Annotated in this window: 23 protein-coding genes, 1 pseudogene and 1 riboswitch; of the genes and pseudogenes, 11 read left to right on the top strand and 13 right to left on the bottom strand. The window is 66.5% G+C overall.

The annotated features are described in order from the left end of the window. Nucleotides 1-35 precede the first annotated feature (35 nt). Nucleotides 36-980, top strand: coding sequence for an NAD-dependent epimerase/dehydratase family protein (locus Y900_RS15640; protein WP_272945571.1), 945 nt, complete (start codon nucleotides 36-38; stop codon nucleotides 978-980). Between the two features lie 8 nt (nucleotides 981-988). Here Y900_RS15640 and Y900_RS15645 read toward each other — a convergent pair whose 3' ends face one another. The 4 genes from Y900_RS15645 to Y900_RS15660 are packed head-to-tail and all read right to left on the bottom strand — an operon-like array spanning nucleotide 989 to nucleotide 7605. Next, nucleotides 989-2725, bottom strand: coding sequence for a glycosyltransferase family protein (locus Y900_RS15645; protein WP_237752573.1), 1737 nt, complete (start codon nucleotides 2723-2725; stop codon nucleotides 989-991). Further along, on the bottom strand, nucleotides 2722-4689 hold the full coding sequence (locus Y900_RS15650; RefSeq protein WP_237752574.1) for a hypothetical protein: 1968 nt from the start codon (nucleotides 4687-4689) through the stop codon (nucleotides 2722-2724). Before Y900_RS15650 ends, Y900_RS15645 begins: the two co-directional genes overlap by 4 nt. Beyond that, entirely contained in the window at nucleotides 4686-6113 is a 1428-nt protein-coding gene (locus tag Y900_RS15655) for a glycosyltransferase family 2 protein (RefSeq protein ID WP_420329768.1), read from the bottom strand. The genes Y900_RS15650 and Y900_RS15655 overlap by 4 nt, the downstream gene beginning before the upstream one ends. Beyond that, a complete protein-coding gene (locus tag Y900_RS15660; RefSeq protein WP_131536175.1) occupies nucleotides 6106-7605 on the bottom strand; it encodes a hypothetical protein in 1500 nt (499 codons plus the stop codon). Before Y900_RS15660 ends, Y900_RS15655 begins: the two co-directional genes overlap by 8 nt. 233 nt (nucleotides 7606-7838) lie before the next feature. Here Y900_RS15660 and pta point away from each other — a divergent pair, with 233 nt between their 5' ends. Further along, entirely contained in the window at nucleotides 7839-9923 is a 2085-nt protein-coding gene (gene pta / locus Y900_RS15665) for a phosphate acetyltransferase (RefSeq protein ID WP_036343067.1), read from the top strand. Continuing rightward, a complete protein-coding gene (locus Y900_RS15670; RefSeq protein WP_036343068.1) occupies nucleotides 9923-11110 on the top strand; it encodes an acetate kinase in 1188 nt (395 codons plus the stop codon). The genes pta and Y900_RS15670 overlap by 1 nt, the downstream gene beginning before the upstream one ends. An 8-nt stretch (nucleotides 11111-11118) precedes the next feature. Here Y900_RS15670 and Y900_RS15675 read toward each other — a convergent pair whose 3' ends face one another. From Y900_RS15675 to Y900_RS15685, 3 genes are all read right to left on the bottom strand, one after another. Continuing rightward, nucleotides 11119-12474: an alpha/beta hydrolase gene (locus tag Y900_RS15675; RefSeq protein WP_237752575.1), complete on the bottom strand. Its 1356-nt coding sequence runs from the start codon at nucleotides 12472-12474 to the stop codon at nucleotides 11119-11121. Further along, complete coding sequence (locus tag Y900_RS15680; RefSeq protein WP_051660087.1) at nucleotides 12471-13697, bottom strand: lipase family protein; 1227 nt, start codon at nucleotides 13695-13697, stop codon at nucleotides 12471-12473. Before Y900_RS15680 ends, Y900_RS15675 begins: the two co-directional genes overlap by 4 nt. 106 nt (nucleotides 13698-13803) lie before the next feature. Then, a complete protein-coding gene (locus Y900_RS15685) occupies nucleotides 13804-14541 on the bottom strand; it encodes a DUF899 domain-containing protein (RefSeq protein WP_420329823.1) in 738 nt (245 codons plus the stop codon). An 87-nt stretch (nucleotides 14542-14628) separates the two neighbouring features. Here Y900_RS15685 and Y900_RS15690 point away from each other — a divergent pair, with 87 nt between their 5' ends. From Y900_RS15690 to Y900_RS15700, 3 genes and pseudogenes are all read left to right on the top strand, one after another. Further along, a complete protein-coding gene (locus Y900_RS15690; protein WP_036343072.1) occupies nucleotides 14629-14964 on the top strand; it encodes an ArsR/SmtB family transcription factor in 336 nt (111 codons plus the stop codon). Then, the gene (locus tag Y900_RS15695; RefSeq protein ID WP_036343073.1) at nucleotides 14961-15404 is read left to right on the top strand and encodes an SRPBCC family protein; all 444 of its coding nucleotides are present in this window, start codon (nucleotides 14961-14963) and stop codon (nucleotides 15402-15404) included. The genes Y900_RS15690 and Y900_RS15695 overlap by 4 nt, the downstream gene beginning before the upstream one ends. Nucleotides 15405-15510: 106 nt before the next feature. Then, nucleotides 15511-16266: pseudogene (locus Y900_RS15700) on the top strand (cytochrome c oxidase assembly protein); the annotation flags it as partial. Here the strand turns inward: Y900_RS15700 and Y900_RS15705 are convergent. Genes Y900_RS15705 through glnX form a run of 3 tightly spaced genes read right to left on the bottom strand, consistent with a single transcriptional unit; the run spans nucleotide 16263 to nucleotide 20838 of the window. Further along, nucleotides 16263-18518: a serine/threonine-protein kinase PknG gene (locus Y900_RS15705; protein WP_036343074.1), complete on the bottom strand. Its 2256-nt coding sequence runs from the start codon at nucleotides 18516-18518 to the stop codon at nucleotides 16263-16265. The pseudogene Y900_RS15700 and the gene Y900_RS15705 sit on opposite strands and share 4 nt — an antisense overlap. Next, complete coding sequence (locus tag Y900_RS15710; protein WP_192827585.1) at nucleotides 18518-19486, bottom strand: glutamate ABC transporter substrate-binding protein; 969 nt, start codon at nucleotides 19484-19486, stop codon at nucleotides 18518-18520. Before Y900_RS15710 ends, Y900_RS15705 begins: the two co-directional genes overlap by 1 nt. A gap of 32 nt (nucleotides 19487-19518) precedes the next feature. Beyond that, nucleotides 19519-20838 carry a protein kinase G-activating protein GlnX gene (glnX, locus tag Y900_RS15715; protein ID WP_036343075.1) on the bottom strand — a complete coding sequence of 440 codons (1320 nt, stop codon included), beginning with the start codon at nucleotides 20836-20838 and terminating at the stop codon, nucleotides 19519-19521. 151 nt (nucleotides 20839-20989) lie between these two features. On the opposite strand from glnX, the gene Y900_RS15720 reads away from it, so the two are divergent. Continuing rightward, nucleotides 20990-21571, top strand: a complete 582-nt coding sequence (locus Y900_RS15720; RefSeq protein ID WP_051660089.1) for an NUDIX hydrolase — start codon at nucleotides 20990-20992, stop codon at nucleotides 21569-21571. Here the strand turns inward: Y900_RS15720 and thiE are convergent. Then, nucleotides 21568-22245, bottom strand: a complete 678-nt coding sequence (thiE, locus tag Y900_RS15725) for a thiamine phosphate synthase (protein WP_036343076.1) — start codon at nucleotides 22243-22245, stop codon at nucleotides 21568-21570. The genes Y900_RS15720 and thiE overlap by 4 nt on opposite strands. A gap of 24 nt (nucleotides 22246-22269) precedes the next feature. Next, nucleotides 22270-22379: riboswitch (TPP riboswitch) on the top strand. Here thiE and thiO point away from each other — a divergent pair. The 4 genes from thiO to Y900_RS15745 all read left to right on the top strand — a co-directional run bounded on the left by thiO (nucleotide 22374) and on the right by Y900_RS15745 (nucleotide 25094). Further along, on the top strand, nucleotides 22374-23381 hold the full coding sequence (gene thiO / locus Y900_RS15730; protein WP_036343077.1) for a glycine oxidase ThiO: 1008 nt from the start codon (nucleotides 22374-22376) through the stop codon (nucleotides 23379-23381). It overlaps the preceding riboswitch by 6 nt. Further along, nucleotides 23378-23575 (top strand): sulfur carrier protein ThiS, encoded by a 198-nt coding sequence (thiS, locus tag Y900_RS15735; protein WP_036343078.1) that lies wholly within the window; start codon nucleotides 23378-23380, stop codon nucleotides 23573-23575. Before thiO ends, thiS begins: the two co-directional genes overlap by 4 nt. Further along, on the top strand, nucleotides 23568-24326 hold the full coding sequence (gene thiG, locus Y900_RS15740; protein WP_036343079.1) for a thiazole synthase: 759 nt from the start codon (nucleotides 23568-23570) through the stop codon (nucleotides 24324-24326). Before thiS ends, thiG begins: the two co-directional genes overlap by 8 nt. Next, complete coding sequence (locus Y900_RS15745; protein ID WP_036343080.1) at nucleotides 24327-25094, top strand: SGNH/GDSL hydrolase family protein; 768 nt, start codon at nucleotides 24327-24329, stop codon at nucleotides 25092-25094. Here the strand turns inward: Y900_RS15745 and Y900_RS15750 are convergent. Beyond that, on the bottom strand, nucleotides 25085-25780 hold the full coding sequence (locus Y900_RS15750) for a TIGR03943 family putative permease subunit (protein ID WP_036343081.1): 696 nt from the start codon (nucleotides 25778-25780) through the stop codon (nucleotides 25085-25087). The genes Y900_RS15745 and Y900_RS15750 overlap by 10 nt on opposite strands. After that, nucleotides 25777-26754, bottom strand: a complete 978-nt coding sequence (locus Y900_RS15755; RefSeq protein ID WP_036343082.1) for a permease — start codon at nucleotides 26752-26754, stop codon at nucleotides 25777-25779. The genes Y900_RS15750 and Y900_RS15755 overlap by 4 nt, the downstream gene beginning before the upstream one ends. Nucleotides 26755-26775 lie beyond the last annotated feature (21 nt).

A 26775-nucleotide genomic window follows, 5' to 3' on the forward strand; every position in this document is an offset into this window, starting at 1 on the left:
GGAGGGGGTTGTTCATGACTGCTGACAATGCAGTAATGGTCACGGGCAGTGCGGGTTTCATCGGGAGCGCCCTGGTGTCCCACCTGCGCGAGATCGGCCGACCCGTCGTGGGGATCGACCGTGCCGCCGAGCCGGGCGCCGACTCGTTGCGTCTGGACCTGACGACCGTCACCGGGGCTGACCTTCCTCAGCCGTGCCCGCCGACCATCGTCCACCTTGCCGCGCTGTCCAAGGAACCCGGATTTCCGTGGCGGGAGTACTTCGCCAACAATGCCGAGGCGACGCGTCGCCTGTGCCGCGCCGCCGATGAAGCAGGCGTGCAGAACATCGTTTTCACCAGTTCGATGATGGCCTTCGCTGCCGGTCCCTGGCGTCGTAGCGAAAACGATTTCGGGGACGCTGACACTGCTTACGGCGCCAGCAAGCTGCAGGCAGAGGAGATCTTGCGGACGTGGCAGGCCTCGAAACCGGGACGGCGCCTGCGCATCGTGCGTCCGGGTGTGGTGTTCGGCCCCGGCGACACAGGCAATATGCGGCGGCTGATCCACGGCCTGAGCAAAGGGCGTTTCGCCTACATCGGCCGCGATGACACGGTGAAAAGCTGTATCTACCTGAAGGATATGGTTCGGCTGCTGGTTCTCCTCACCGAAGACAACGGGCCGCACGACACGTACCACGCCGTCTATCCGCAGCCGACCACGATCCACGATCACGTCGAGGCCATCAATGCGGCCTGGGGATGGGACCGCCACCCGCGGACTGTTCCGTATCGTTTCGCCTTGGCGGCGGCCTCACCGTTCGCGGTGGTCGATCCGACGGGGACGCGTTTCGGCCTGCATCCCAGGCGCATTCAGAAATTGCAGTTTGACACCAACATCAGTTCGGAGCGCCTGGCCGATATCGGCTTCACCGCTCAGTATTCGCTTCGCGAGGCCTTCGCTGATTGGCGGCGGGACTGTGGCGGTGGGTTGCCTCAGTGAGTGGTACCTCAGCGTGGTGGCTTGACGGGCTGCACTGCTGAGACTGGCAGGGGTGCTCCGGGCGTGCTGACGGGATCGACGGGCTTGCCGATCACTTCGTAGACGCGGAACATCTCGTCGCTGGTCGCGCCGTCTGCCGAGTAGATCAGCCTGGCGATGCCCGCGCCGGTGGACCATAATTCCGGATAGCGGCGGTTGATCGCGTCCGGGATGTTGAGCCGGGGATTGGTCGCCACGATATAGCGGATTCCCATGTCCCACGGGCGATTCAAGGCGGCCGAGAAGTCGTAGTCACTGGTAATAACGAACTGTTTCGGGTGGTCCGAGGACAGCCAGACCCCCCACGCCAAAAAGGTGTCCATCAACACTGCGCCGTCCGGAAGCTTCTTCGCATCGAGCCAGGCAGTGAGTTGTCGCTCACTGATCAGCCGCCGGCGTGCGGACTGCTTTTCGGGGGGATGGCCGACCGGATCGACCAGGGAGATGAAGCTGGATTCCAGCTGGCCGTAGGCGATATCTTCGTTGACGATCAGTGGCGTCGTCACCGGGATCGCCACCACCACCGAGGCGGTGAGCAGTACAGCGGCGGCCTGTGTGGAACGCTTGTCCGCCGTGCTGCGGATAGTCGTGGACCGTGTCGGAGGCCAACATGCAACCGCAATGCAGACCACCATCGGGATTGCCAGCAGATAGAAGCGGAACCAACCGAAAGTCATTGAAAGATGTTGTGCCACAGCGGCAAACGTCAAAGTGGCGCCCAGCACCGCAACTGGAACGACAGTGCTGACCTGCCGCCGCAAAACCCCGACCAGAACCGCCATCGCTACGGCGATACCCGTCAGAGGTTGCATGCCGAAGAGGCGTGCGGCGATGACCAGCCATCTGGAACCAGGGTCGCCGCGGCCCACGTGTGCCAGCCGTTGAGCCACCTGGCTGCTGTTCCCGTACTGGGACGAGAAGGTGGCGAACAGTTCCCCGTTGATGATCCAGCCGGTGACCGCCCATACGAGGATCGCGATGGCGATCGGGAAACTTATGATGGCGAGATTCAGGACGGTCGACTGCACACGGTCGGAATACCGCGAGCGGTGCCAGGTGACCGCCCCCACCAGAAGTGCGGCTCCGGCTGCGGCCGGGACCACTTCGTACCGGGTGAGATATCCACACCCCAGTGCGATGCCTGCCCACGCAAGGTCTCCGACGCGATCGCTCTCGCACCAGCGCATCAGGTGACGCACCGACCAGACCAGGCAGAACATTTCGGCGGCCTCACTGAGTCCGGAGGCGCCGTACAGGATGATCATCGGGTGCAGGGCCACTGCGCCGACGGCTACCCAGCGCCACCCCGCCGGGAGTCCGCGGTCGAGGGCGATCCCGCGGACCATGAGTGCGGCGCCGGCCATGAACAGCGAGCTCTGGATGACTCCGGCGATCCCGTAGTACTTCAGCGCGGGAAACCAGTGACTCAGTGCCACGAACGGTATGTCGACCATGCTGGGCAGCGGATTCCAGACGAACCCGATGGCCGACAGGTGTGGATCGCGGGCATATATCGCAAAACCGGCGTTGGCCACCCGGTTGGGCGCGTCCGGCTCGAAGATGTTGTACCGCAACACTAGAACTGTCCCGACAACACAGTAGAGCGCAGTCAGGGCGGTGAAGAGCAGCAGCCCAGGCCAGCGCGGTCGGTCCGGAGCGGACCGGCCGGGGTCGGCCTCGATCGGGGCGGCTACGACTGTGGTCACGGCGCGGAGCTGGTGGTGGTGCGCCTGCGTAGCCGGATCACGAGAACTGTCGCGGCGATGACGAGCGCGGCGGCGCCGATGCCGAGACTGAGCCAGGCCCACCATTTCCAGGCGTCGCTGGGGTGGGGCTGGCGGGCCATCGGGCCGCCCTCATTGATGGACATGTTCACTGTGCGGCCCTGGGGTCCGGTCGCGACCACGTCGCCGACCACTGAGGCCCAACGACTCGGAAGGCCGCGGATGTAGTCGAACGACGCGTCGACCAGAGACCAGTCGCCGGTGGCCGAGATGGCGAGCACCGTTCGGTTGTTGGAGGTGAACGCCTGGATGGCGCCGACCTGGCCATTGATGTTGAGATCGGTGGTCGGGTCGCCGTTGACGCCGACGTCGCTTGCTCCGTTGGGAACCAGCGGCGCCTTCATCCCCGCCCTCGACAGCGCGGCACCGGTGGTGACGGCCAACAATCCGGTGCCGGAACCGGCCGCTTGACCGAAGGTCGTCACCTTCGGACGCAGGGTCACCGACGTCTGCTGCGCCATCAGATTGATGGCCTGGGCGGCGTACCGGATGTATTCGGGACTGTCGAGCGCCACGTTGAAGTCGGGGGTGAACGCCATCGGCAGCACGGGGAAGCCGCCGCGGTTGTTGGTACCCGGTGTGACGGTGACGGTCGATTGCCCGTCCAATGCGAACGTCATACGGTCATTGAGGGGAGCGCACTCCTGCTGCGGAATGTAGCGAAGCTCGAGTGCCAGTCCGACGTTGGACGAGATTTCTTCCGGAGGAATCACGCCGGTGATGTCCAACGTGCCCGAATTGTCCAACCTGTGCGTGGCCAAAACCGTTGATCCCGAACGGATCAGGACGGACGCCTGGCCGCTGCCGACCGGGGTGTACTTGGCCATCAGGTGCACGCTGGCACTGCTGATCGGACCCGCGCCGAAGGCGCTCACGTCAAAGCCGGCATAGATGGTGGTGACCCCGAGGACCGACGCCTGTCCGTTGACGCCGAGTTGGTCAAAGGTCTTGGTGTTGCTCGACAGGATGGTGTCGTCCTTCGATGACAGCACAACGGCTGCCGGCGCCTGGGCCAAATTCGTTCTCTGGTCGGCGAATAGCTGCACCTGTCGAGCCAGAGTCTGCCCGGTGCCGCTGATCACCAACGTGGCCGCGGGCGTACCGGGGTTCTCGACGATCACCCCCGGCTGGCTGTTGTCACGGATGTCGATCACCCGCACAGTGGGTTCCGGTGCGGGTGCGGTGTCCAGCGTGGTGACGTCGATGCGGACCGGCATCGGACGGTACTTCTTGGTCAACCGTGCCACCAAGTCCAGCGCCGCCTGCTGCTGAATATAGGTCGGGTTCGGGCCCACGTTGATCAGAATCTTGTCGAGAAAGCTCGGCAGGTAGTCGGCTACCGATGCCGGGTCGGTCGGCGGTCCGGTGAACGAACTGGCCAGCTGGCTGATCGAAAGCGCCGGTATCTGGGTGCAATTGTTGACGTTTTGGTTGTTGTCACGGATGACGAAGCTCAGCTTGGCTATGCCGTCGGCGACGAGGGCTGGGCTGATGTCGATTTGGAAGGGTACGGTCGTCGCATCGGCCGGCACCGGGATGGTGCCGAGCACCATGCCGCGGTCGTCGAGAACGTCCACCCGTCCGCTGACCACGTTGACGACCGCTCCGACGATGCCGCTGAGCACTGTCGGCACGGTGCCGGCGGGGACCGGAACCGCGGTCTCGCTTGGTTGATTGGCTCCGAGTAGATCGATCCTGTCTGGCAATCCCAGCTGGGGCCACCCGATCAATCGCGGGGGCTCGGGCGCGGGCTCGGTGGCGATCACCTCGACCACGTCACCGCCCGGATCTGCCGATGCCGGCGCGACCGAATTGCCCGACATCGGTGCGGCAAGCAGAACAGACACCATGCTGACGGTGCCGAGCGCGGCGAAAAATGCTCTCACGAAAGGTTTCCCGTCGACTCAGGAGCAGTGTGCGTGTGGGACAGGCCGTGCACGGTCTTCTCCCAGAAACACGGTTTGGTCACCAGCTGGTAGAGCGCCTTCACCGCCGCGATCGATTGCAGGAACCAGTAGAGCGGGACCAGCGCGGCCGCCCACCACAGGTGCGGTTTACCCAAGGCCTGCGCGACGATGAGGCCGACGAAGATCGACATGGGCGCGCCGATGAGAAGCAGAATCAGACAGACGTAATAGGTCATCGGTGGGAACACCACTTCGACGGCGTGGGGCCGGCCCAACATCCACGTCGCCAGGATGAACCAGAACAGCAGATTGCATGCGGCGGTCAGCGGCACACCGCCCGTCATGTTGATGAGGCGCCAGGTGCCCTTCAACCCGATCTCTCTGCGCAGTGCCGCGGGATTACGCAGATGGACGAGCATGGTTTGCAGGTAGCCCTTGTACCAGCGCGACCGTTGCCGAATCCAGTTCACCACATCGGAATTCGCCTCTTCCAATGTCACCGAATCCAGGATGCGGGTTCGGTAGCCGCAGCGGGCGAGCCGCACACCGAGATCTGCGTCTTCGGTCACGTTGTACTCATCCCACCCGCCGATCTCGCGCCACACGTCGGCGCGCATGTGGTTGGAAGTGCCGCCGAGCGGCACTACGCAGCGGGCTCGTTCCACCGCGGGCAGCACGACTCCGAACCATTGGTCGTACTCCAACGAGAAGAATCGCGTCAGCAGATTCTGCCGCTCGTTGAAATAGCCGAGCCGGGCTTGCAGGCATCCCACCTCGGCGGGGGTCCGCCGAAACGCGGCGACGGCGCGTCGGAGTTGCAGCGGGTCGGGGATGTCCTCGGCGTCGTAGATGGTCATCAGCTCACCGCGGAGGCCGGGCGTTGCCATGCCGTAGTTACACGCCTTCGGCTTTGTCTTCGGCATGCTGTGCGGAACGATGATCACCCTGATCGACGTCAGATTCGCGTCGAGCAACGCCATCTGGGTTGGCAGATCGTCTTCCTCGACGAGCAGCAGGATTTCCAGTTTGTCTCTGGGGTAGTCCAAGCGCCCCACCCCGTTGAGGAGATTGGCGACGATCGTGGGCTCGTCGTAGACGGGCAGCAACACGGTGTAGACCGGCAACTCGTCATCGGTGAGTGCCAGCGCTTCGTCGTCGGAGATCCGGATGAGTGCTGACGAGCGAATCCCGCGCAGCAGAAGGTAATTCCGGTCGATGCTGGAAAAGAGATAGAAAGCCGCAATCAGTGCGGTCAAGGTGGGTGCGACAGCGTAGGGGAACTCGGCGCCGCCGACGATCAGGGCGGCGGTGACAACACCCAATGCCGTCAGGGTGCGTGCACCGAGAAGATTCCGGGCCGAGAACCGCGGGTGCAATTGCGTCGGTTGCAAGGTTTCAGTCACGTCTGCGGGGGCCTCCGGGAGATGGAGAGTCGGAAATTCCGCTGACGGCGGCCGTCAGCCTGGCGGCGCGTTGACTCACCAGCGGATCGACGTGATCAAGGCCCTGTGGCCGCTGGCGCGACAGCCACAACCACGAACCCACGGATGCGTCGAGCACGTCGGGCGGCTGAGGTGCGGGTGGTGCCTGATCACCCGACAGCGACTGGCTGACGATCACGGTCACCCGCTGGAATAGTGCGCCGGCGCGTTGGGTCCAGGTCAGCGCATACCAGTCCACTCCGCGGGCGTCTGCGGCGGCGTCGGCATCACTGTGGACTGCACGTGTGCCTGGCGGAATTCCGTTGGACGCGGCGACCGCCCGATAGCTCACCGGCCGGGCGGTCGGATACCAGACGACATCGGAGAGATCGGCCAGCACGGCCTCGCTCGGTGTCGACAGCACATCCACCGCAGCGGCCGGCATGCCCTTTGCTGCCGGCACCGCATACCGGACCAGTGTGGCGTCGGGCCCGGCGAACTTGGTGACGAAGTCATAGGAGGCGACGCGGGACAGACCGCTTCGTGCCGCCCAGTCCATTGGGATCGTCGGCTGGGCCGTTGCTCCGTACTGGTGCAGCCCGGCGGCGGCCAAGACTGCCGTGCCGACGGCCAGGACGCCCACCGTCCGTGAGGAACGGTGGGGCATTGCCGCGCTGATCGGGCGTTCGCTGGGGTCTGCCGCCCGGCGATCCGGCGTCAGCCGGGCACCGATCACCGAGAGGACGGGAATGACTCCGGCGGCGACGACGACCGTCGGCAGAAACCAGGAGGCGCAGTTGATGACCAACGGGGCGCTCGCCGCGAGGCTGATGGCCGTGGCGGCTACCCGACGATGCATCGCAAGGGTCCGGGTGGCAAGGAAAACTGCGACGGCACCGATCACGGCGGCGACAACGGCGGCGGCAGTGGGGGTCCCGCCCAAGGCGGCCGTGGCCGCCAGGTAGGGCACCGGCGTGGCGAAACAAGCCAGGAAGATCCACAGCGACCGCATCGTCAGGGCGTGACGTATTCCGAACAAGATGACGACGCAGCACACGGCCCACACCAGGACCGTCAGGGACTCCAGGCGCCACCACGCCGACAGCGTCGGCATCCGGCCGATCAACAGATAGATGGCCGCCAAGCCGAGAATGCCGATCAACGTGGCCACGATCCAGTCGGATTCACCGTCGCCGACCCCGTGTGAGGTGGTGCGGTATCCGGCGGCGATCAGAAGAGCCAGGACGGGCAGGACGACCAGATACGCGGCGCGCGAGCCGGCGAGCGCGTCGGCGAAGTTGTGTGCGTAGCTGGATGCGTACGCGACCAGGCAGAGCAGTGCCACCGCTATGCCACGAGTCAACACGCCGAGACCGGTTGGCCGGTGCGGGGCGTCAGTCGAAATATCGTCTGGGAGTTCGGTGTCGCGGACTGGCCGCGGCGCAACGGCGGCCGTCACATCGATGTTTGGCATCTATCCATCCGGGTGTCCAAATAATGTTGCAGCAGCTAATTTGCGTTTGCATGATCGCTTACGGCAGATACGGGCTGTCGGTGAATCATGGGCACAACTAGGAGAAAGTTACGCCGTAAACAATTACAGCAAACATCCAGTCCATCGCTGATAAACCCCGCCCAGTGTGGTGTAACTCACGTTTCAGCCGGGTGCGGCGGGTGCGGCGGGTACGGAGGCGCAGCGGATGCGCAATGCTGAAGACCGTGACCGCCGCGCGCACCACAACGTCGATCTACATCGCCTCCCCCGAAGGCGACACCGGGAAATCCACCGTCGCACTCGGCATCCTGCATCGGTTGACGGCGATGGTGCCGAGGGCCGGAGTGTTCCGCCCGATCACCCGGCGGGAGAACCGCGACTACATCCTGGAGTTGTTGCTGGCACACAGCAACGCCGGCCTGACATACGACGAATGCGTCGGGGTGACCTACCAGCGGCTGCACGCGGATCCCGACGGCGCGATCGCGGACATCGTCGACCGGTATCACGAGGTGGCGGCCCGCTGCGATGCGGTCGTGATCGTCGGATCTGACTACACCGACGTGGCGACCCCGACCGAGCTGAGTGTCAATGCGCGGATAGCGGCCAACCTCGGAGCGCCGGTGCTGCTGTCGGTGCGTGCCCGGGATCGCTCCCCGGCGGAGGTCGCCGAGGTCATCACGTTGTGCCTCGCCGAGCTCGCTGCCCAGCACGCACACACCGCCGCGGTGGTGGCCAACCGAGCCGACCCGGCCCGGCTCCGCGCGGTGGCCGAGGCGTGCGCGGACCTGGGCCCACATGTGTACGTGATCCCCGAGGAGCCGCTTCTGGTCGCCCCCACCGTCGCGGATCTGAGCCACGCCGTGGACGGCGTTCTGGTCCACGGTGACGGCTCGCTGCTCGGCCGCGAGGTGATGGGTGTGCTGGTGGCGGGCATGACCGCTGAGCACTGTCTGGAGCGACTCACCGAGGGCGTTGCCGTCATCACACCGGGGGATAGATCCGATGTGGTCCTCGCCGTCACCAGTGCGCATGCTGCCGAGGGGTTCCCGTCGCTGTCGGCGGTCATTCTCAACGGCGGGCTTGCGCTCCACCGTTCGATCGCCGAACTGGTGACGGGGCTGGGCCTGCGATTACCGATCATCGCCACCGACCTCGGTACCTTCGAGACGGCCAGCGCGGTGGCAGGAACGCGCGGGCGTGTCACCGCCACATCGCAGCGCAAGATCGACACCGCGATCACGCTGATGGAGCGGTACGTCGACATCGACGAGCTACAGAACCGGCTCAGCCTGCCCATCCCGACGGTGACCACCCCGCAAATGTTCACCTATCAGCTGATGGAGCGGGCCAGAGCAGATCGTAAGCGCATCGTGCTGCCCGAGGGGGACGACGACCGCATCCTGCAGGCGGCCGGAAGGTTGTTGGTGCGCGGTGTCGCCGATCTGACTGTCCTCGGGGAGGAGGCTCAAGTACGTTCGCGTGCAGCCGAATTGGGTGTCGACCTGGCGGCGGCGGTTGTCATGGACCCGCGCACCAGCGAGCTGTGTGATGAGTTCGCCGAACAGTACGCCGAGCTCCGCAAGAAGAAAGGTGTAACGCTGGAGCAAGCGCGCGAGATCATGCACGACGTGTCGTACTTCGGAACAATGTTGGTGCACAACGGAATCGTCGACGGGATGGTTTCCGGGGCGGTGCACACCACTGCGCACACGGTGCGGCCCGCCTTCGAGATCATCAAAACCCAGCCGGATGTCTCGACGGTCTCGAGCATCTTCTTGATGTGCCTGTCCGATCGCGTGCTGGCCTACGGCGACTGCGCGATCGTGCCGGATCCGACCGCTGAGGAACTCGCCGACATCGCGATCAGTTCGGCGCGGACGGCCGCACAGTTCGGTATCGAACCTCGAGTAGCCATGTTGTCTTACTCCACGGGTGACTCGGGCAGCGGCAGCGGTGTCGAGAAGGTCAGGACCGCCACCGAGTTGGTCCGATCGCGGGCGCCGGAGCTGTTGGTGGAGGGGCCGATTCAATACGACGCTGCCGTCGACCCGACCGTTGCCGCAGCCAAAATGCCGGGCTCTGAGGTGGCCGGGAGTGCGACCGTACTGATCTTCCCCGACCTCAACACCGGTAACAACACCTACAAAGCGGTCCAGCGCAGTGCGGGCGCCATCGCGATCGGCCCGGTGCTGCAAGGGCTCAACAAACCCGTCAATGACCTGTCCCGCGGCGCGCTCGTCGAGGATATTGTCAACACCGTGGCGATCACCGCGATCCAGGCACAGGGGCTGTGATGGCCGATACCGTTCTGGTACTCAACTCCGGTTCGTCATCACTGAAATACCAGTTGATGCAACCAGATACCGGTATATCCCTGGCATCTGGGCTCGTCGAACGGATCGGCGAGGAGACGTCGACCGTGACGTTGAAGTGGGGCAACGAGGAGACCAGCCGTGACGGCCGGATCGCCGATCACGAGGCGGCGCTGCGCACCACGTTCGACCTGTTCGCCGAGTCCGGCCGGCACCTGGACGATCTGGGGCTCGTCGCCGTCGGGCATCGGGTCGTCCACGGCGGCCAGGCGTTATACCGCCCCACCATCGTCGACGATGCAGTGGTCACGACGCTGAAGGAGCTCGCAGCACTGGCTCCACTGCATAATCCCCCGGCCGTACTCGGTATCGAGGTCGCCCGCCGAGTGTTGCCCGACCTGCCACACATCGCAGTGTTCGACACTGCGTTCTTCCATGATCTGCCATCTGCTGCGGCCACCTACGCGATGGACCGGGAATTGGCGCAGCGCTGGGATATTCGCCGCTACGGCTTTCACGGGACGTCGCATCAGTACGTCAGCCAACAGGCCGCGCAGTTTCTCGACGCACCGATCGAATCTCTCAACCAGATCGTGCTGCACCTGGGTAATGGCGCTTCGGCGTCGGCCATCGCCGGCGGGCGGCCGGTCGACACCTCGATGGGATTCACGCCGATGGAAGGGCTGGTGATGGGGACCCGCTCGGGCGACATCGACCCCGGCGTTCTCATCTATCTCTGGCGCACCGCGGGTATGAGCGTCGAGGAGATCGAGACCATGCTCAATCGGCACTCTGGAATGTATGGTCTCGGCGGCGAGATCGACTTCCGGGTGGTGCATGAGCGGATCGAATCCGGTGACGAGGCAGCGCAATTGGCATACGAGGTGTACATCCACCGGCTGCGCAAGTACGTCGGCGCCTACCTGGCCGTCCTGGGGCACACAGATGTGGTGACGTTCACCGCCGGTGTGGGTGAAAACGACGCCCGGGTGCGGCGCGATGCGTTGACCGGGCTGGCGCCGCTCGGCATCGAACTCGACGAGCATCTCAACGACAGCCCCGCCCGGGGTGCGCGACGGATCTCGGCCGACAAGTCACCGACGACCGTGCTGGTGATCCCGACGAATGAGGAGCTGGCGATCGCGCAAGCCTGCCTGACGGTGGTCTGAGCGTCGAGCTAGCTGGCGCCGGGCATCGGGATCGGCTTGACGCCTGGGGTCCCGATCTTGCCTGCCAGCCATGGCAGCGCATCTGCGAATGCGTAACCCGCAGACTGCAGATCGTGGCCGGCATGGAAATTGACCACAGCACATTCGATGCCGTAGCTGCTCGCAAGCTCGCACATGGCGTGTGCGATATCGGCGTGATTCTCGGAATCGGTATCCCACTTGGCGGGTGGGGTGGGGACAGCGCCGGAGTGGTCGCCGGGCCGGTACTCGGGTGGCGTGTTCGACGACACGGCAAACCACGCGGACACGCCGGTATACGTGCCATGCCGGGTGATCGCGGTCTTCGGGTCGAATGCTTCCCAGGCGTTGACGTCGCCGCCGAACAAGCGCCCGACGGTCTGATCCTTGGTCCCGGCATTGGGGCCGAGCTGACCGTCGATGTCGACGATCGCGCTGAACAGCTCCGGGTGTACGACCCCAAGCATCAGGGCGCAGGTGCCTCCCGACGACCAGCCGGCAACGCCCCAGTTCTCTGGCTTCGGACTGACGCCGAACGTCGAGGTCACGTAGGGCACGACTTCTTTGATGAGATGATCGGCCGCGTTGCCGCGCGGGCCGTTGACGCACTCGGTGTCGTTGATGAATGATCCGCCGACATCGGGAAAGACCAGCACCGGAGCGTTGCCGTGATGGCGCGCCGTGAAATCGTCCAATGTGGTGAGCACATTGGACGACCGCAGCCAGTCGTCGGCGCGGCCGAACTCGCCGCCGAACATCATCACCGCCGGCAAGGACGGCGGGGGTGCGGTCGCGAACCAGGCCGGCGGCAGGTAGACGTACTCCTGTCGATGCGCAAAGCCTGATTCCGTGTCCGGTGTCGTCATCTTGACGACGACGCCCTGGGTGGGCCTGATCCCACGCTTCTGCATATCGGCCAAGGTCGCCTGGTCGATCCAGCGGTCCGGTTCGGCACCGGTGACCCGGTCCCATGCCGACTGGACGGTGGGGAAGTAGCCGACCCAGGTGTTGACCGCCAGTGCTGTGCACAGCAGACAGAGCGGAACGGCGAGTAGTGCCGCACTTCGGCGGGGCCACCCGACGCCGCGCCAGCCCGCGACCAGGACCACGATTGCGGCCCCGAAGCCGACGATCCACACCCAGAACGTCGCTGGGGCAGGGTCCTGGGACATCCCTTGGTCTTTGATGAACCAGAAGGTCAACGCCGCGCAGACGCCACCGACGAGAAGCGCGACCGGCAACCAGACCCGAAGCCACCGTGGCGATCTGCGGCCGATCGCCGCCAACAAGACCACCGCCGCGAGGAGTTGCAGGACGATCAACAGCCAGCCATGGGTCAAGCTCACGGTTTGCGGCCTTCGCAATCATTCGGCGCCGGAACGGAATTGACGCGCTGGCTCATCCATTCCAACGCCTCCGCCATGTCGAACTTGTCGGGGGCATCGTCCGGTAGCCGGCGAATGGTGATGACGGCACCTGCTGCGCAGGCGTTGTTCAACGCGGCATCCGTCCACGCCGCGGGCACCAGCGGATCCTGATTCCCGTAGATCACCAGCATCGGCGCCTGCGTGGGCCCCTGGGGCAGGCTGACCTTCTTCAGGAATCCTCGCAACGTCTCGAGCGCGGCGGGCGACTTGGGCCGTAGGTCGTCCGGGGTGATCTGAGCTGCGATCGCGCTGCGTGCTTCAAGACCCGCCGGGTCGCAGGCCAGAAGTGCGTCCCATTTCTGCGCGACGACTCCGCTGCGGTAGTCCTCGAGGTTGAAGTCACGCGGGTACGAACTCTTCAGACCGGCGAGGAATGCTGTCAGATCGAGTTCCTGCTGGGTGTTGAGCGTGCCCGCTGCGGCCGCGTCGGCCAGCCCGGTGATGTCGGCAACCGGGGAAATCGCGACAGCGCCAAGCAAAGTGAGGTTCCACCCCTCGTTCCCCGCGAGCTCGTCGGCCGCCCACGCTGCTTGGCCGCCTTGGCCCATCCCGAAGGCCAGCCAGGAGGCCGACGACGGGGTGTTGGCCTTGTCGAACAGTTTGCGCGCGGCCCGCACGGCATCGATCAGGTTGTAACCGGCCGTCATCGAGTCGAGGTAGGGATGGTAGGTGTCGAGGTCCGCCTGATCGTGGGTCTTGTCGAGGCTGCCCAACCCTTGATAATCCGACATCACGACGGCGTAGCCGGCTTGCAGGAGTTGTCTCACTGTGTCGGCGGCGCCGAGCAGAGTCGGCGATGTCGACGGTCCGCAGCCCGGCAGGATGCCGGTGGCGGGGTGGCCGAACGCGACGATCCGCCACCCTCCGCCGGGGGGTGTGCCATTGGGAACCAACAGGATTGCTGTTACATGGGTGCCGCTGTCGTTGATTCCTGATCGAGAATGGTAGGTGAAGCGCTGGGCCCATGCGACCGCCGACTGTAATGACGGATCGAGGTCTCGTACCCCCTCGCTGTTGAGGATGGCGCCAGATTCCTCGAGCGTTGCGGGCGATGTCGGGGTGCGCGATTTAGGGCCGCCACAGGCAGTCCCGACAAGGGCGACCACCGTGACGGCGGCCAGGACGGTCAGAATTCGTCGCACGACCCAGATGGTAGTGCTCGACGTAGCCACTGCGGCCCGGGTTCGCGCGCAGTCGTGGGATTGGTTGCAGTTCGTGCCGCCGAAGTGGGAGCGGTTGGTCAGTGGTCTAGCTCGCCGGCCGCGGGTCGCGCGGGTCGTCCGGGTTCGGGTCGCCGAACCACCGCGACGCGGTGTGCTCTGGATAGTGGTCGTGCCAGGCCCACCATTCATAGGGCTTGCTCTGCGGATAGCCCGGGGGTGAGTCTTCCCAGGTCTCCTGGCGGCCCAGTGCGGTCATGTCGAGGAAATGCCATGTGTTGACGAAGATTTCATCACCGCGACTGTCGATGAAATATGTGCGGTAGATCTGGTCGTCGTCGCGGATAAACGCGTTGGTGCCGTGCCATTGATCGACTCCGAAGTCGACGTCGAAGGCGTTGTCCTGGCCGGCCTGCATCGTGTACCACGGGATGTCCCAGCCCATCCGGGCCTTGATCCGCGTGATGTCGGCCTGTGCGCCCCGTGATGCGTAGACCAGCGTGGTGTCGCGGGCGTTGAGATGGGCGAGGTTACCGATGTGGTCTGCCATCAACGAGCATCCGACGCACCCATGGTCGGGCCAACCGTGGACACCTGGATCGAGGAAGGCGCGGTAGACGATCAGTTGTCTCCTGCCGTCGAACAGCTCGAGCAGGCTGATCGTGCCGTCCGGCCCGTCGAACGCGTAGTTCTTCTCGACCGGTGTCCATGGCATGCGCCTGCGCAGTGCGGCCAGTTCGTCGCGGGCGCGCGTCAATTCCTTTTCCTTTTCCAGCATTTGGGTGCGGGCGGCTTCCCACTCGGGTGCCGACACGACGTCGGGCATCTGCACGGTTGCTCCTTGCGAATCATTCAACAAATGAGTTGAGTATCTGACTCCAGCGAACCACGGTGAGTGGCTATAGTCAACAAGATGGTTGAAGATCAAGTCTTGGACCGGGCCTATGCCGCCCTGGCCGACCCGACACGCCGCCACCTGATCGAGGTGTTGCGACAGGGTGATGCGCGGATCACCGACCTTGCCGCCCCACTGCCGATGACGTTCGCCGGAGTGTCGCGCCACGTCGGGGTGCTGGAGTCGGCCGGCTTGATCCAGCGGGAAGTCCGCGGCCGCGAACACTGGGTATCGTTGCGCCCGGAAGGGCTTACGGCTGCCCAACATTGGATCGAGGAGCAAACCCGGTTCTGGTCGACCCGCGCTGATGCGCTGGCCGCACGGCTGCGCCGCAAGAAGGCCGACGACCGATGAGTGGGACCGTGACCGTCGTCGTTTCGCGCATCATGCCCGCCCTGCCCGCGGTGGTGTTCGACGAGTGGCTCGATCCGGAAGCGCTGCAGGAATGGATGTGCCCGAACCCGGTGCGCGTCATCGAGGTCACCGTCGAGCCTCGCGTCGGCGGAACGGTGCGCTTCGACGTCGACGATGCGGGCACCAGGGTGCTCATCAGCGGGCAGTTCCTGACCATCGACCGCCCGCGGTTACTGCGGTTCACCTGGAGCAACTCGAATTGGGAGGATCCCTCTCAGGTGAGCATCGTCGACGTGACGTTCGAGCCGGTCGGTGCGGACGAGACGTTGATGTCGATCGAGCACTCGCTGCTGCCGACCAGTGAATTCGAATCGTTCCACAGCGGTTGGATCGACACGTTCGCCCAGCTCGCCGCGCGGCTGGCGCCGACCGTGGGGTGAGGGCGTCGAGTGTGCGTCCTGTGCGATGCCCGGCGCGTTGCGCGCCGCTGAGCGCACAGTCGATCCTCAGCTGACCGGTTTAGCCTGAGCAGCTGTGGTTCGCTGGTCATGTTTGGTGCTGGGCTTTACCGTGTGGGCGTTGACCACGTTCGGCCCCATCGGCCACTACGCGCCGCTGCTGTTCTGGGTCCGCGCGTTGCAGGTGGTGCTGCTGTTGTTCGTCGCACCGTTTCTGCTGGCATCAGCGCGCCCGGTGGCGTGGTTGTGCGCGCTCTCGACGCCTGTGCGACGGGTCGTGGACCGCGTGCTGAGTTCGAGAGTCATGCGGGTGGCGCTGTCGCCGCTGACCACATCAGCCGCCATGCTGGCCACACCGTGGCTGCTGTACCTGACGCCCTGGTACGTCGCCTCGATGACCGGACCATTGGCGGCGGTAACTCGAGTGCTGCTGGTGCTCGTCGGGTTCGGGTACTACTACACCCGGATGCAGGTCGATCCGGTGCCGCGACGGTTCTCCCCGCTGCTGTCCATCGGCATCAGTGTCGTGGAGTCCTTGGCCGATGGTCTGCTCGGCATCGTGCTCTGGCTCGGACCGCTCATTGCCGTCGACTACTACGCTGCGCTGCAGCGTGATTGGGGACCAAGCCTACGGACCGACCAGTCCATCGGCGCGGGCATCCTGTGGATCCTCGGCGATGTGCTGAGCATTCCGTTCATGGTGGCGCTGATGCGTCAGCTCGGGACCGACGAGCGTCGGAAGGCCAAGCGGGCCGACGCCGAACTCGACGAGGCGACCGCGGACGGGCCGTCGACGCTGTGGTGGGAGAACGACCCCGTGCTGCGCGATCGCTTCTCGCGCTAGAACGTGCTGGTTGGCCGGACGTTGTTGGCCATGTCGACCAGCGCGTAGCGGTGCGCCTGACTGGTCGCCACCCGCGCCAGGCTACGCAGTGACGCCTCAACACCCAGGCGCAGACCGTGCTCGGTGAACGGGAAACCGAGAATATGGTTGGTGCTGGCGGTGTTCCCGCTCATCCAGTCCATTGCCGTGCCCAACACCAGTGCGCGGATCTGCAGCACGCGCGGTTCGGAATCGGGCAGCGCCTCCACTCGGTGCGCGGCGTCGCGAATTTGCTCTTCGGACAGCTCATGGGCTGACCGCCCGGACAGTAGCGTCACCGCGCTGGTCAACCGGGCTGTCGTGAAATGCCTTGATGCAGCCGGGACTTCGTCGAGCGTTCGGACCGCCGCTTCGCGATCGCCCTCCACGGAGAGCGCTCGCGCCAGGCCGAACGCGGCCGAGATGGAGTTGTTGTCGGTATGCCAGACAGTCCGGTAGAACGGCAGCTCGTCGGAGGTGGCGGCCAGCTCGGCTGTTGCCGCCAACGCCAGCTTGGGCGCGAGCTCGCCCGGGAAGATGTCCAGAACCTCGGTGAAATGCTTTGTCGCCGAATCGTAGTCGCCGGTGAGTAGCTCGGACACGGCCTTGAACCAGATCAGCCGCCAGCGCCAGCCCACCCGCTCGGCCAGGTCGTCGAGCTTGCGGTTGGCCTTCGCGACATCGCCGAGGTCGAGCAGCGCCCGCACCTCCATCAGTGGCAGTTCGATCGACTCCGTGAGGTCGACCCCTTCGGAGTCGAGTACGCCGTGTCGGGCTGCGCGCAGCGAGTCCAGCGTCTGAACCGGCTGCGACAACACCGTCGCGGACAGCACCGTCGCGGCGATGTCGGTGGGATCCACCAGGGGAACCGGCAGGGCGGTGACGATTTCGGCGGCGGTCAGCTTCTCGGCATGGGCCAGCCCGTCGAGGTACACATCGGTGTGCGCCACCAGCAGCTCGACCCCGAACGCCGCCCGGGTTCGGGTGAAGACGTTCGACAAGCCGGGCCGCGGCACACCGGTGTCCTCGGCGACCACCTCACGCAGGACACCCAGCAGCTGTGACGACATCTCCTCGGCGCTGGCGAACCGGCGGCGCGGATCCGGGTCGATCGCCCGGCGCAACAGCCGCGCGAACGAGTCGTACTTCTTGAGCACCGGGTCGTCTTCGGGCAGACCATCGACGTAGCGGCCCTTGCGGGTTCGCAGGTTCAGCGTCAATGCTGCCAGGGTGCGGCCCACCGTGTAGATGTCGCTGGCGACGGTCGGTCCGGTACGAACGATCTCGGGTGCCTGATAGCCGGGCGTGCCGTAGAGGTAACCGAACGAGTTGATCCGCGACACCGCGCCGAGGTCGATCAGCTTGAGCTGCTCTTCGGTGACCATCACGTTCTCCGGCTTGAGGTCGTTGTAGCACAGGCCGATCGAATGCAGATACCCCAGCGCCGGCAGGATCTCCAGTACGTAGGCGATGGCTTCGGACACCGGAAGCTTCTCGCCCTTGGGCACTTTCAGCGACTTTCCACCGACGTACTCCATCACGATGTAGCCGACGGGCTCGCCGTGGGAGTCGGGATGCTCGACGAAGTTGAAGATCTTGACGATCGACGGGTGGACCACCTCGGCCAGGAATTGGCGCTCGGCCATCGCGATGGCCTGCGCCTCGGCGTCCCCGGAATGCACGAGGCCCTTGAGCACCACCGGCCGTTCGTTCACGTTGTGGTCGACGGCCAAGTACACCCAACCCAGGCCGCCGTGCGCCACGCATCCCTTGATCTCGTATTGGTCGGCGACCATGTCCCCGGGAACAAGCTGGGGCACAAATGAATACGGGCTGTTGCAGTGCGGACACCAACCCTCCGACGGCGCCTCACTGTCTTCGGTCGAGCGGCCCACCGGACGACCGCAGTTCCAGCAGAACCGCTTCGCCTCGGCGACAACGGGATTGACCATCAACGCCTTGAGCGGGTCGATCTCGGGATACCGGGGAATCTCCACCAGGCCGCCGCCGAGACGCCGGGTCGGCGACAGCTTGCGTGCCACGGTGGGATGATGCATGGCCTCGGGTTCGGTGCCCACACTGCCGATCGAGTCGTCGTCGTCCTCGAACTGCGGCCGATAGATTGCCTGGGTGGCCATCGGCCGCACCGTCGAGGCCGAGTCCATGGCGAAGTCGTCGAACGACGCGGGCTGTGTTCCCACGTCGACGTCTGGCTGATCGGAGGCGGCGGCCATCAGTCCAGGTACCTCGGCGTCGGGGGAGCGGGCGCTGGTCCCAGTACTGTCAACCACTTGCGGTACAGCGTGTTCCACGTGCCGTCCCGGCGGATCCGCTCCAAGGTCCCGTTGACGAATCGCACCAGCCCGGTGTTGGCCAGATTGATCCCGATGCCGTACGGCTCCTGAGCCATGTTCGGTCCGATGATGTGCAGATACGGATCCTGGGCCACCAGGCCCGCCAGGATGGAGTCGTCGGTGCTGACCGCGTCGACCTCGCGTTGCTGCAACGCGACCAGGCAGTCTGCCCAGCTCACCACGGTCACGATGATCGGAGGTGGCGCGATCTCACGCACCCGGTCCAGCGACGTGGTTCCGCTGCCGACACACACCCGGCGTCCGGACAGGTCGGAGGCCTGCGAGATGGCCGACTCGCGTGGAGCCAGAATGCGTTGGTAGGCCATGAAATACGCGGTCGAGAAGTTCACCTGCTTGCGGCGCTCACAGGTGATGGTCATGGTCTTGACCACGATGTCGACGGTGTTGTTCTGCAGCGCCGTGATCCGGTCGGCCGACGACAGGATTCGGTACTCGACGGCCGACGGCGTGCCGAAGATGTCGCGAGCCACCTCGCCGGCGATGTCGACGTCGAACCCGGTGATCTCGCCGGTGATCGGATCGCGGAAGGAGAACAGGTTGCTGCCGACGTCGAGCCCGACGATCAGCCGGCCGCGGGCGCGGATCCCGGCAACCGCCGCGTTGGCCTCGGCCTTGGTGGGGAAGGGCCGCAGACTGGCGGTGCGGTCACAGGAGTTCTCCGACGGGTCGGGACGCAGCGGCGGTTCCGGCGCGAGCTCCTGCATCCCGGCCGGCGTCGGTGGGGCCAGCGTCGGTACCGGAGGCGCCCCGATGAACTCTGTTTTGCCGCAGCCGCTGAGCACGGTCGCCGCGGCGATCGCGATGCAGAGCAGTCGGCGCATCCGCATCAGCGGTTGTCTGGTCTTCGCGCGGGCGCTCATCAGCGGTACTCGCTGAGCCGAGGCCACAGGCCGAGCGCCACTGACACCGCCGCGCCGACCGAGAGCACCACTCCGCCGACGGTGGTGCCCGACAGCACCCGGCGAGCCGACAGGATGTCGTTGCGCAGTTGGTTGCGGCTCTGCCGGATACCGCTCGAGAGCGCCGCGTCGAGCTTGTCGAACGCCGGTGTCGAGTCGTCCTCTCCGGTGCCCAACGCCACCTGGGTCGCAGCTTGGTAGTTGCCGACCGAGATGTAGGCGTTGATCCGCTCGTCGGCCTGGCGCCACTTGGTCAGCAAGCTGTCGGCATCGGCCAGGTCGTCCTTGGCGATGGCGTCCTTGCGGGCGAGGTATTCGGTGAGCTGTGTGTGCATGGCTTCGACGCGTTGATAGTAGGAGCGCTTGCGGACGTCTTCGTCTCCCCGCCGGATCAGCGACAGCGTCTCGTCGGCGCGCGCCTGCTGGGCGGTGATCGCCAGGCTAGTCACCGTTTTCAGGGACTCGGCTGCGGTGTTCTTCGCAGCCCGGCTGCCTGCGGTGGAGATGAGCAGCGCCGAGCCCACCCAGATGATCATCACCACGATCGCCAGGCCACCGGCGATCAGACCGACATTCACCCGGCGTTTGGTTCGATCGGCCAGCCACCGGTGACCGAACGCCCCGAACAACAGCGTCACGGCGACCACCATGATCACCGGCGCCGGGACTCGGGTGGAGGCGGTGGTCTCGGCGTCGACCCGCGCGGAGGTCTGCTCGTACAGCCGCTGCGCGTCCGGCAGGATCTGCTGCTGCATCAGGGCCGAGGCCTCCGAGAGATACGACGAGCCGACCGGATTGCCCATCCGGTTATTGGTGCGGGCGGTTTCGATCAGTCCGGTGTACACGGCCAGTTGCGCGTTGATCCGGCCAAGCAACTGCACAAGGGGCTCGTCGGTCAGTCCGCTGGATGCGCGGGTCACCGCCACAGCCGCATCGGTGATGGCCTGCTCGTAGCGCTGCCGGACAGCGCGCGGCTCGGAGCCGGCGATGAACGCGGTCGCCGCGGCGGCGTCGGCCACCGAGAGCGTGGTGTAGAGCTGGCCGGCAGCGAAGGACAGCGGCTCGGTGTGGTTGAGGACGGTGGTCAGCTGCGTTTGCCGGTCGGTGATCGTCGTCGAGGTGGCGAATGCGCTGAGGATCCCGAGCGTGGCGAGGATGACGCCGAGGGTGAGGATGCGCCCGGGCGTGGTGCGGGCGAACCACCAGCGGGGGTGAGCGGGCGGCACGGTCGACCGCTGGCCCAACGGCTCGGTCGACGGGTGCGCCAGCTCAACGGTCACGTTCGCGGACCTCATTCCGTGTTGTCCGGATCCACTGCTGCCCTTTGCCGGGAGGCCCGGCACGCTTTCTGAGACAATCCTAAGAGGTGCTGTGACGGATGGGGCGGGATCGACCGACCTAAGTCCGGCGTGGCGTGCTTATCCTGAACGCGTGCGCGGGGACGGCGACGGTTGGGTGGTGTCGGATACCGGCACGCCCTATTGGGGACGGCACGGCGCCGCGGGGTTGTTGCTGCGGGCGCCTCGCGCCGACGGTACCCCCGCCGTGCTGCTTCAGCATCGGGCCCCGTGGAGTCATCAGGGCGGCACCTGGGCGCTGCCCGGCGGCGCCCGTGACAGCCACGAGACCCCCGAGCAGGCCGCGGTGCGCGAGGCCCACGAGGAGGCCGGCCTGCTGGCCGAGCACGTCCAGGTCCGCGCGACCGTAGTGACGGCGGAGGTCGTCGGAGCCGGGGGCGCGCAGTGGAGTTACACCACCGTCGTCGCCGACGCCCCCGAACTGCTCAGCACAGTCGCGAACCGGGAGAGCTCCGAATTGCGCTGGGTGGCCGAGGACGAGGTGATCGAGCTGCCGCTGCACCCCGGGTTCGCCGCCAGCTGGGAACGCTTACGCATCACGACCATGCTCAGCGCCCACGAGCACGATGAATGCCTGCAGCCGGTGCCGCACACCGTGGAGATCCGGGCCGGTGTGTTCGCTTGGTGCACCTCGGCGGCCGCCGAAGTCAGCTAGTCGACCGGAGCGGGTTGGTCGAGTGCTGCCCGTAGTCGCTCGGCGGCGGCCTTCGGGTCGTCAGCCCCGGTGATCGCCCGCACCACCACAATTCGGGTCGCGCCGGCGCCGAGCACCTCCGGCAGACGCGTCTCGTCGATCCCGCCGATCGCGAACCACGGCTTGGCCGATCCCATGGCCGCGACGTCCCGCACCAGATCCAGGCCGGGCGCGGGCCGGCCCGGTTTTGTCGGCGTCGGCCAGCACGGGCCGACGCAGAAATAGTCGACGTCCTCGGCGAGCGCGCGAGCGGCCTCGCCGCCCTGATGGGTGGAGCGTCCGATCAGGGCTTGCGGGGCGACGTCGCGGGCCACGGCCAGCGGCAGGTCGTCCTGACCCAGGTGCAGGATGTCGGCGCGCGCCGCGCGGGCGATGTCGGCGCGGTCGTTGACCGCCACCAGCGCGCCGTGCGCGTGGGCGGCCTCGGCCAGGATGTCCAGTGCTGCCAGCTCGTCGCGGGCCTCCAGCGGCCCGAACCGTTGCTCACCGGGTGAACCCTTGTCGCGAAGCTGGATGATGTCGACGCCGCCGGCCAGCGCCGCGTCGGCGAACTCGGCCAGGTCACCGCGTTCGCGGCGGGCGTCGGTGCACAGATACAGCCGTGCGGTCGCCAGCCTGGAGTGAGGTTCGTGCACACCGCGACGGTAGCGGCTAGCGTGGAGGATCGGCACGGGAGCCCCGGCGCGGGGCTGAGAGTGGAGCGCAAGGCTCCAGACCGTCACCACCTGATCCGGGTCATGCCGGCGAAGGAAGCGAAAGGGATATGTCGAAGGATTCTCTGGCCGTCATCGGGGGCGGTGTCATCGGACTCGCGGTGGCACGGCGCGCCCTGCTCGACGGGCTCGCGGTGCGGGTGCACCGGACCGCCCTCTGGGGGGCGTCGTGGGTGGCCGGCGGCATGCTGACCCCGCACAGCGAAGGCTGGCCCGGCGAGGAGCAACTGCTGGCGCTGGGGTTGGAGTCGCTGCGACTGTGGCATGACGGCTTCCTCGACGGTCTGCCTGCCGAGGTCGTCACCGCGCGCGAGTCGCTGGTGGTCGGTGTGGACCGGGCTGATGCGGCCGATCTGCGGACCGTCGCGGACTGGCTGTCGGCCCAGGGCCATCCGGTCACCGAGACGACCACCGCCCGTGACACCGAACCGCTTCTGGCCCAAGGCATTCGCCACGGTTTCCTCGCCTCCGACGAGCTGGCGGTGGACAATCGCAAACTGGTGGCTGCCCTGGAGGCGCACTGTGAGCAGCTCGGGGTGCAGTGGGCGGCACCGGTGGAGCGCCTCGACGACGCCCGCCGCGGTGTCGCCACGGTGGTGATCGCCAACGGCATCGACGCGCCCGCACTGTGGCCCGGCCTGCCGGTGCGGCCGGTGAAGGGCGAAGTGCTGCGGCTGCGCTGGCGGCGCGGCTGTATGCCGGTGCCGCAGCGCGTGGTTCGGGCCCGGGTGCACGGCCGCTCGGTCTACCTGGTGCCCCGTGCCGACGGGGTGGTGGTCGGTGCCACCCAGTACGAGCACGGCCGCGACACCGCGCCGTCGGTGGCCGGGGTGCGCGAGTTGCTCGACGACGCGTGCGAGGTGATCCCGGCGCTCGGCGAATACGAGCTGGCCGAGTGCGCGGCCGGTTTGCGGCCGATGACCCCGGACAACATGCCGATCGTCGGCCGGCTCGACGAGCGCACCCTGGTGGCCACCGGGCACGGCCGGTCCGGATTCCTGTTGGCGCCCTGGACCGCGCAGCGCATCGCCGCAGAGTTGATGGGAGCACACGCGTGAAGCTGATGGTCAACGACGAGGAACTGGAAGTCGACGACGGCACCACCGTCTCGGGGCTGCTGGACACGCTCGGGTTTCCCGACCGCGGCATTGCGGTCGCCGTGAACTGGTCGGTTCTGCCTCGTTCACAATGGGATTCGACGGTGCCCGAGGGGGCCCGGGTCGAGGTGGTGACGGCGGTGCAAGGTGGTTGAACAACTAACGATCGCCGGCCGTACGTTCGGCTCGCGGCTGATCCTCGGCACCGGCGGCGCGCCGAACCTGACCGTGCTGGAAGAGGCATTGGTGGCCTCCGGCACCGAGCTGACCACCGTTGCGATGCGCCGGGTGGACGCCGAGGGCGGCACCGGTGTCCTGGATCTGCTTGCCCGCCTCGAGATCACCCCACTGCCCAACACCGCGGGCTGCCGCGGCGCGGCCGAGGCCGTGCTGACCGCACAGCTGGCCCGCGAGGCGCTGGGCACCAATTGGATCAAGCTCGAGGTGATCGCCGACGAGCGCACCCTCTTGCCCGATGCTGTCGAATTGGTCCGCGCGGCAGAGCAATTGGTGGACGACGGGTTCGTGGTATTGCCGTACACCAATGACGATCCGGTACTTGCCCGTCGGCTCGAGGACACCGGATGCGCGGCGGTGATGCCGCTGGGCTCGCCGATCGGAACCGGGCTGGGCATCTCCAATCCGCACAACATCGAGATGATCGTCGCCGCCGCCGGTGTACCGGTGATCCTCGACGCCGGAATCGGCACCGCAAGTGATGCCGCGCTCGCAATGGAATTGGGTTGTGATGCAGTCCTTCTGGCCAGCGCCGTGACGCGGGCCGCGGATCCGCCTGCGATGGCCGCCGCGATGTCGGCCGCTGTGACCGCGGGCCTGCTGGCCCGGCATGCAGGGCGCATCCCCAAGCGGTTCTGGGCACAGGCGTCGAGCCCGAGTCTGGCCTAGATGAGTCGTTATGTGGCTCTGGGTAGTTCGATGGCGGCCGGCCCTGGGATACGTCCCAGGGCGGCTGGTTCACCGATCCCGGCCGGGCGATCGGCCCGCAACTACCCACATGTGACCGCCGAACTGTTGGGCCTGGATCTGGTTGACGTCACCTACTCCGGCGCCACCACCGCGCACGTGCTGCGCGATCGTCAGCGTGGTGCGCCACCGCAGATCGATGCCCTCGACGGTTCGGAAGAACTGGTGACCGTCACGATCGGTGGTAACGACGTCGGCTATGTCCCTTTGCTGTTCGCGGCGACGCTCCCGCCGGTCCTGCACAAGATTCCGGTGCTCGGTGCCCGACTGGATGAACTCCGCGACCCCACCGCCCGGGGTGCGGCGCTGAACCAGGTGGGTGCATCGCTGCGTGAAGTGGGTCGGGTGCTGCGGGAGCGATCGCCGCGGGCGCGCATCATGTTCGTGGATTACCTGACCCTGCTGCCTCCCGCGGGAATGCCGGCGCCACCGCTGCCAGACGACGTTGTCGACCTGGGTCGCCACATCGCAACGCGATTGGCCGACCAGACCTTCGAAGCCGCGTCGGCCACGGGCTGCGAGGTGATCCACGCCGCGGAAATGAGCCGCGACCACCACCCCTGGTCGGCCGAACCGTGGACAGTGGGCGCCGGGTCCTTACTGCCATGGCGTCCGAAGCCGTGGCATCCCAACGCCGCCGGCATGCGCGCGGTCGCCGATTTGATCGTCGCGAGGGTGCGTCAGCCGTAGGTGTTGGCGGGTGGGTCGATCCGCACCACACTGACCACATCGAGGGTGGGTATCGACGCTGTGCCGGAATAGGTTTGGCCCGGCGGGGCCGTCCCCACCACCCGAAGCCAGGTGTTCTCCGGCATCGCCGCCGCGGCCTGCGCCGCCGGGCCGGACAGATGAAGGCGGGCCAGTTGAGCGTCGGCGGCACAACAGACGATCACGATCTTGGCCAAGTCGACGCGATCGCCGTCGCGCATCGTGAAACCGGTCGTGGTGATCGGGTGGGCATCCAGGCCGCCGACCTTGCCGACCGCCACCCGCATCAACACCTCGGGCAGTGACAACGACGGCGCAGGCCCTGGCGGCAGCGGCGGGAACGACCGCGCGATCGACACCGTCGCGGGAGCGGCGGCCCGGGCACTCAAAGCCGGTGGCACCACGAAGATCAGCAGGACCACCGGCAGCACCAACAACCAGACGATGCCGTTGCGGTGATGGTGACCGGCGTGCTCGGGGTGGTGACCGCCGCGGCGGACGTCGCGCACGATCGCGGTCAATGCGAGCCCGAGCAGCACGGCGGCCGAGATCACCAGCCACGGCAGCATTCCCGGCTTTACGTATCGGGTGTAGGCCCCGGTGACCGTGACCATCACCAGGGCGATTCCGACGATCAGAAGCAGCGTGTTCTCGGTTTCGCGCCTCACAACAGCACCAGCCCGACTGCCGTCGCCAGTACCGTCGCCACCACCAGCGTGACCGGGGCGAAGCGCAGCGCAAAACTGCGACCGAACAATCCGGCTTGCATGGCAACGAGTTTCACGTCGACTGCCGGCCCGACCACCAGGAACACCAGCCGTGGTACCAGCGGAACCATGGTCAGGCTGGCCGCCACGAAGGCGTCGGCCTCCGAGCACAGTGCCAGCACGAACGCCAACAGCGCCATGGTGATCACGCCGATCAGCAGGTGGCCGGCCACATGCTCGAACACCCACGGCGGCACCACGACGCGCAACGTGGCGGCGGCCGCTGCGCCGATCACCAGATAGGAGCCGGCCTGCAGGAAGTCGTGCCGGGCGGCCTCGCTGAACGCGACCCAACGGGATTGATCCGCGTCGTCGGAGCGGGGCAGCCTGCGGGAGACCCAGCCCGGTCGGCCCCATCGCGACCACAACATTCCCATCACCACCGCGGTCGCCAACGATGCGGCGCAGCGGGCGGCCACCATCTCGGGTTGACCGGGGAAGGCCACCGCGGTGGCCACCAGCACCACCGGATTGGTCGCCGGCGCACTGAGCATGAACGTCAGCGCCGCGGCACCGGTCGCCCCATCGCCGAACAGGCGCCGGGCCACCGGGACCGAGCCACACTCGCACCCCGGCAGCGCCGCGCCGGCCACGCCCGCGGCCAGCACAGCCACGGGCGCGCGGCGGGGCAGCCACCGGGCCAGCCGCTGCGGGGACACGAACGCGGCGATCAGCCCGCTGATCACCACGCCGAGCACCAGAAACGGCACAGCCTGCAGAAAAACCCCGGCGAACACAGTCCCGGCGGTGGACAGCCGCGGATCGCCCGCGACCCCGTCACGCATCCAGGTTCCGGCGAGCGCGCACACCACCAATGCGGCGACCAGCACCTCGGTGGAGGTCACCAGGCGCCGGCGCGGGGACGTGACGGTCATCGGGCACATGGTGCCACCCGA

The organism is Mycolicibacterium aromaticivorans JS19b1 = JCM 16368 (assembly GCF_000559085.1).
GTDB classification, from domain to species: domain Bacteria; phylum Actinomycetota; class Actinomycetes; order Mycobacteriales; family Mycobacteriaceae; genus Mycobacterium; species Mycobacterium aromaticivorans.

Excerpts from the sequence above, each read along its gene's own strand:
- Y900_RS15670 (WP_036343068.1), top strand. The coding sequence starts at position 9,923 with ATGGCCGATACCGTTCTGGTACTCAACTCCGGTTCGTCATCACTGAAA.
- Y900_RS15685 (WP_420329823.1), bottom strand. The coding sequence starts at position 14,541 with ATGCCCGACGTCGTGTCGGCACCCGAGTGGGAAGCCGCCCGCACCCAA.
- thiO (WP_036343077.1), top strand. The coding sequence starts at position 22,374 with ATGTCGAAGGATTCTCTGGCCGTCATCGGGGGCGGTGTCATCGGACTC.
- Y900_RS15755 (WP_036343082.1), bottom strand. The coding sequence starts at position 26,754 with ATGACCGTCACGTCCCCGCGCCGGCGCCTGGTGACCTCCACCGAGGTG.
- Y900_RS15695 (WP_036343073.1), top strand. The coding sequence starts at position 14,961 with ATGAGTGGGACCGTGACCGTCGTCGTTTCGCGCATCATGCCCGCCCTG.
- Y900_RS15710 (WP_192827585.1), bottom strand. The coding sequence starts at position 19,486 with ATGCGGATGCGCCGACTGCTCTGCATCGCGATCGCCGCGGCGACCGTG.
- Y900_RS15745 (WP_036343080.1), top strand. The coding sequence starts at position 24,327 with ATGAGTCGTTATGTGGCTCTGGGTAGTTCGATGGCGGCCGGCCCTGGG.
- Y900_RS15705 (WP_036343074.1), bottom strand. The coding sequence starts at position 18,518 with ATGGCCGCCGCCTCCGATCAGCCAGACGTCGACGTGGGAACACAGCCC.
- Y900_RS15660 (WP_131536175.1), bottom strand. The coding sequence starts at position 7,605 with ATGCCAAACATCGATGTGACGGCCGCCGTTGCGCCGCGGCCAGTCCGC.
- Y900_RS15690 (WP_036343072.1), top strand. The coding sequence starts at position 14,629 with ATGGTTGAAGATCAAGTCTTGGACCGGGCCTATGCCGCCCTGGCCGAC.
- Y900_RS15640 (WP_272945571.1), top strand. The coding sequence starts at position 36 with ATGGTCACGGGCAGTGCGGGTTTCATCGGGAGCGCCCTGGTGTCCCAC.
- pta (WP_036343067.1), top strand. The coding sequence starts at position 7,839 with ATGCTGAAGACCGTGACCGCCGCGCGCACCACAACGTCGATCTACATC.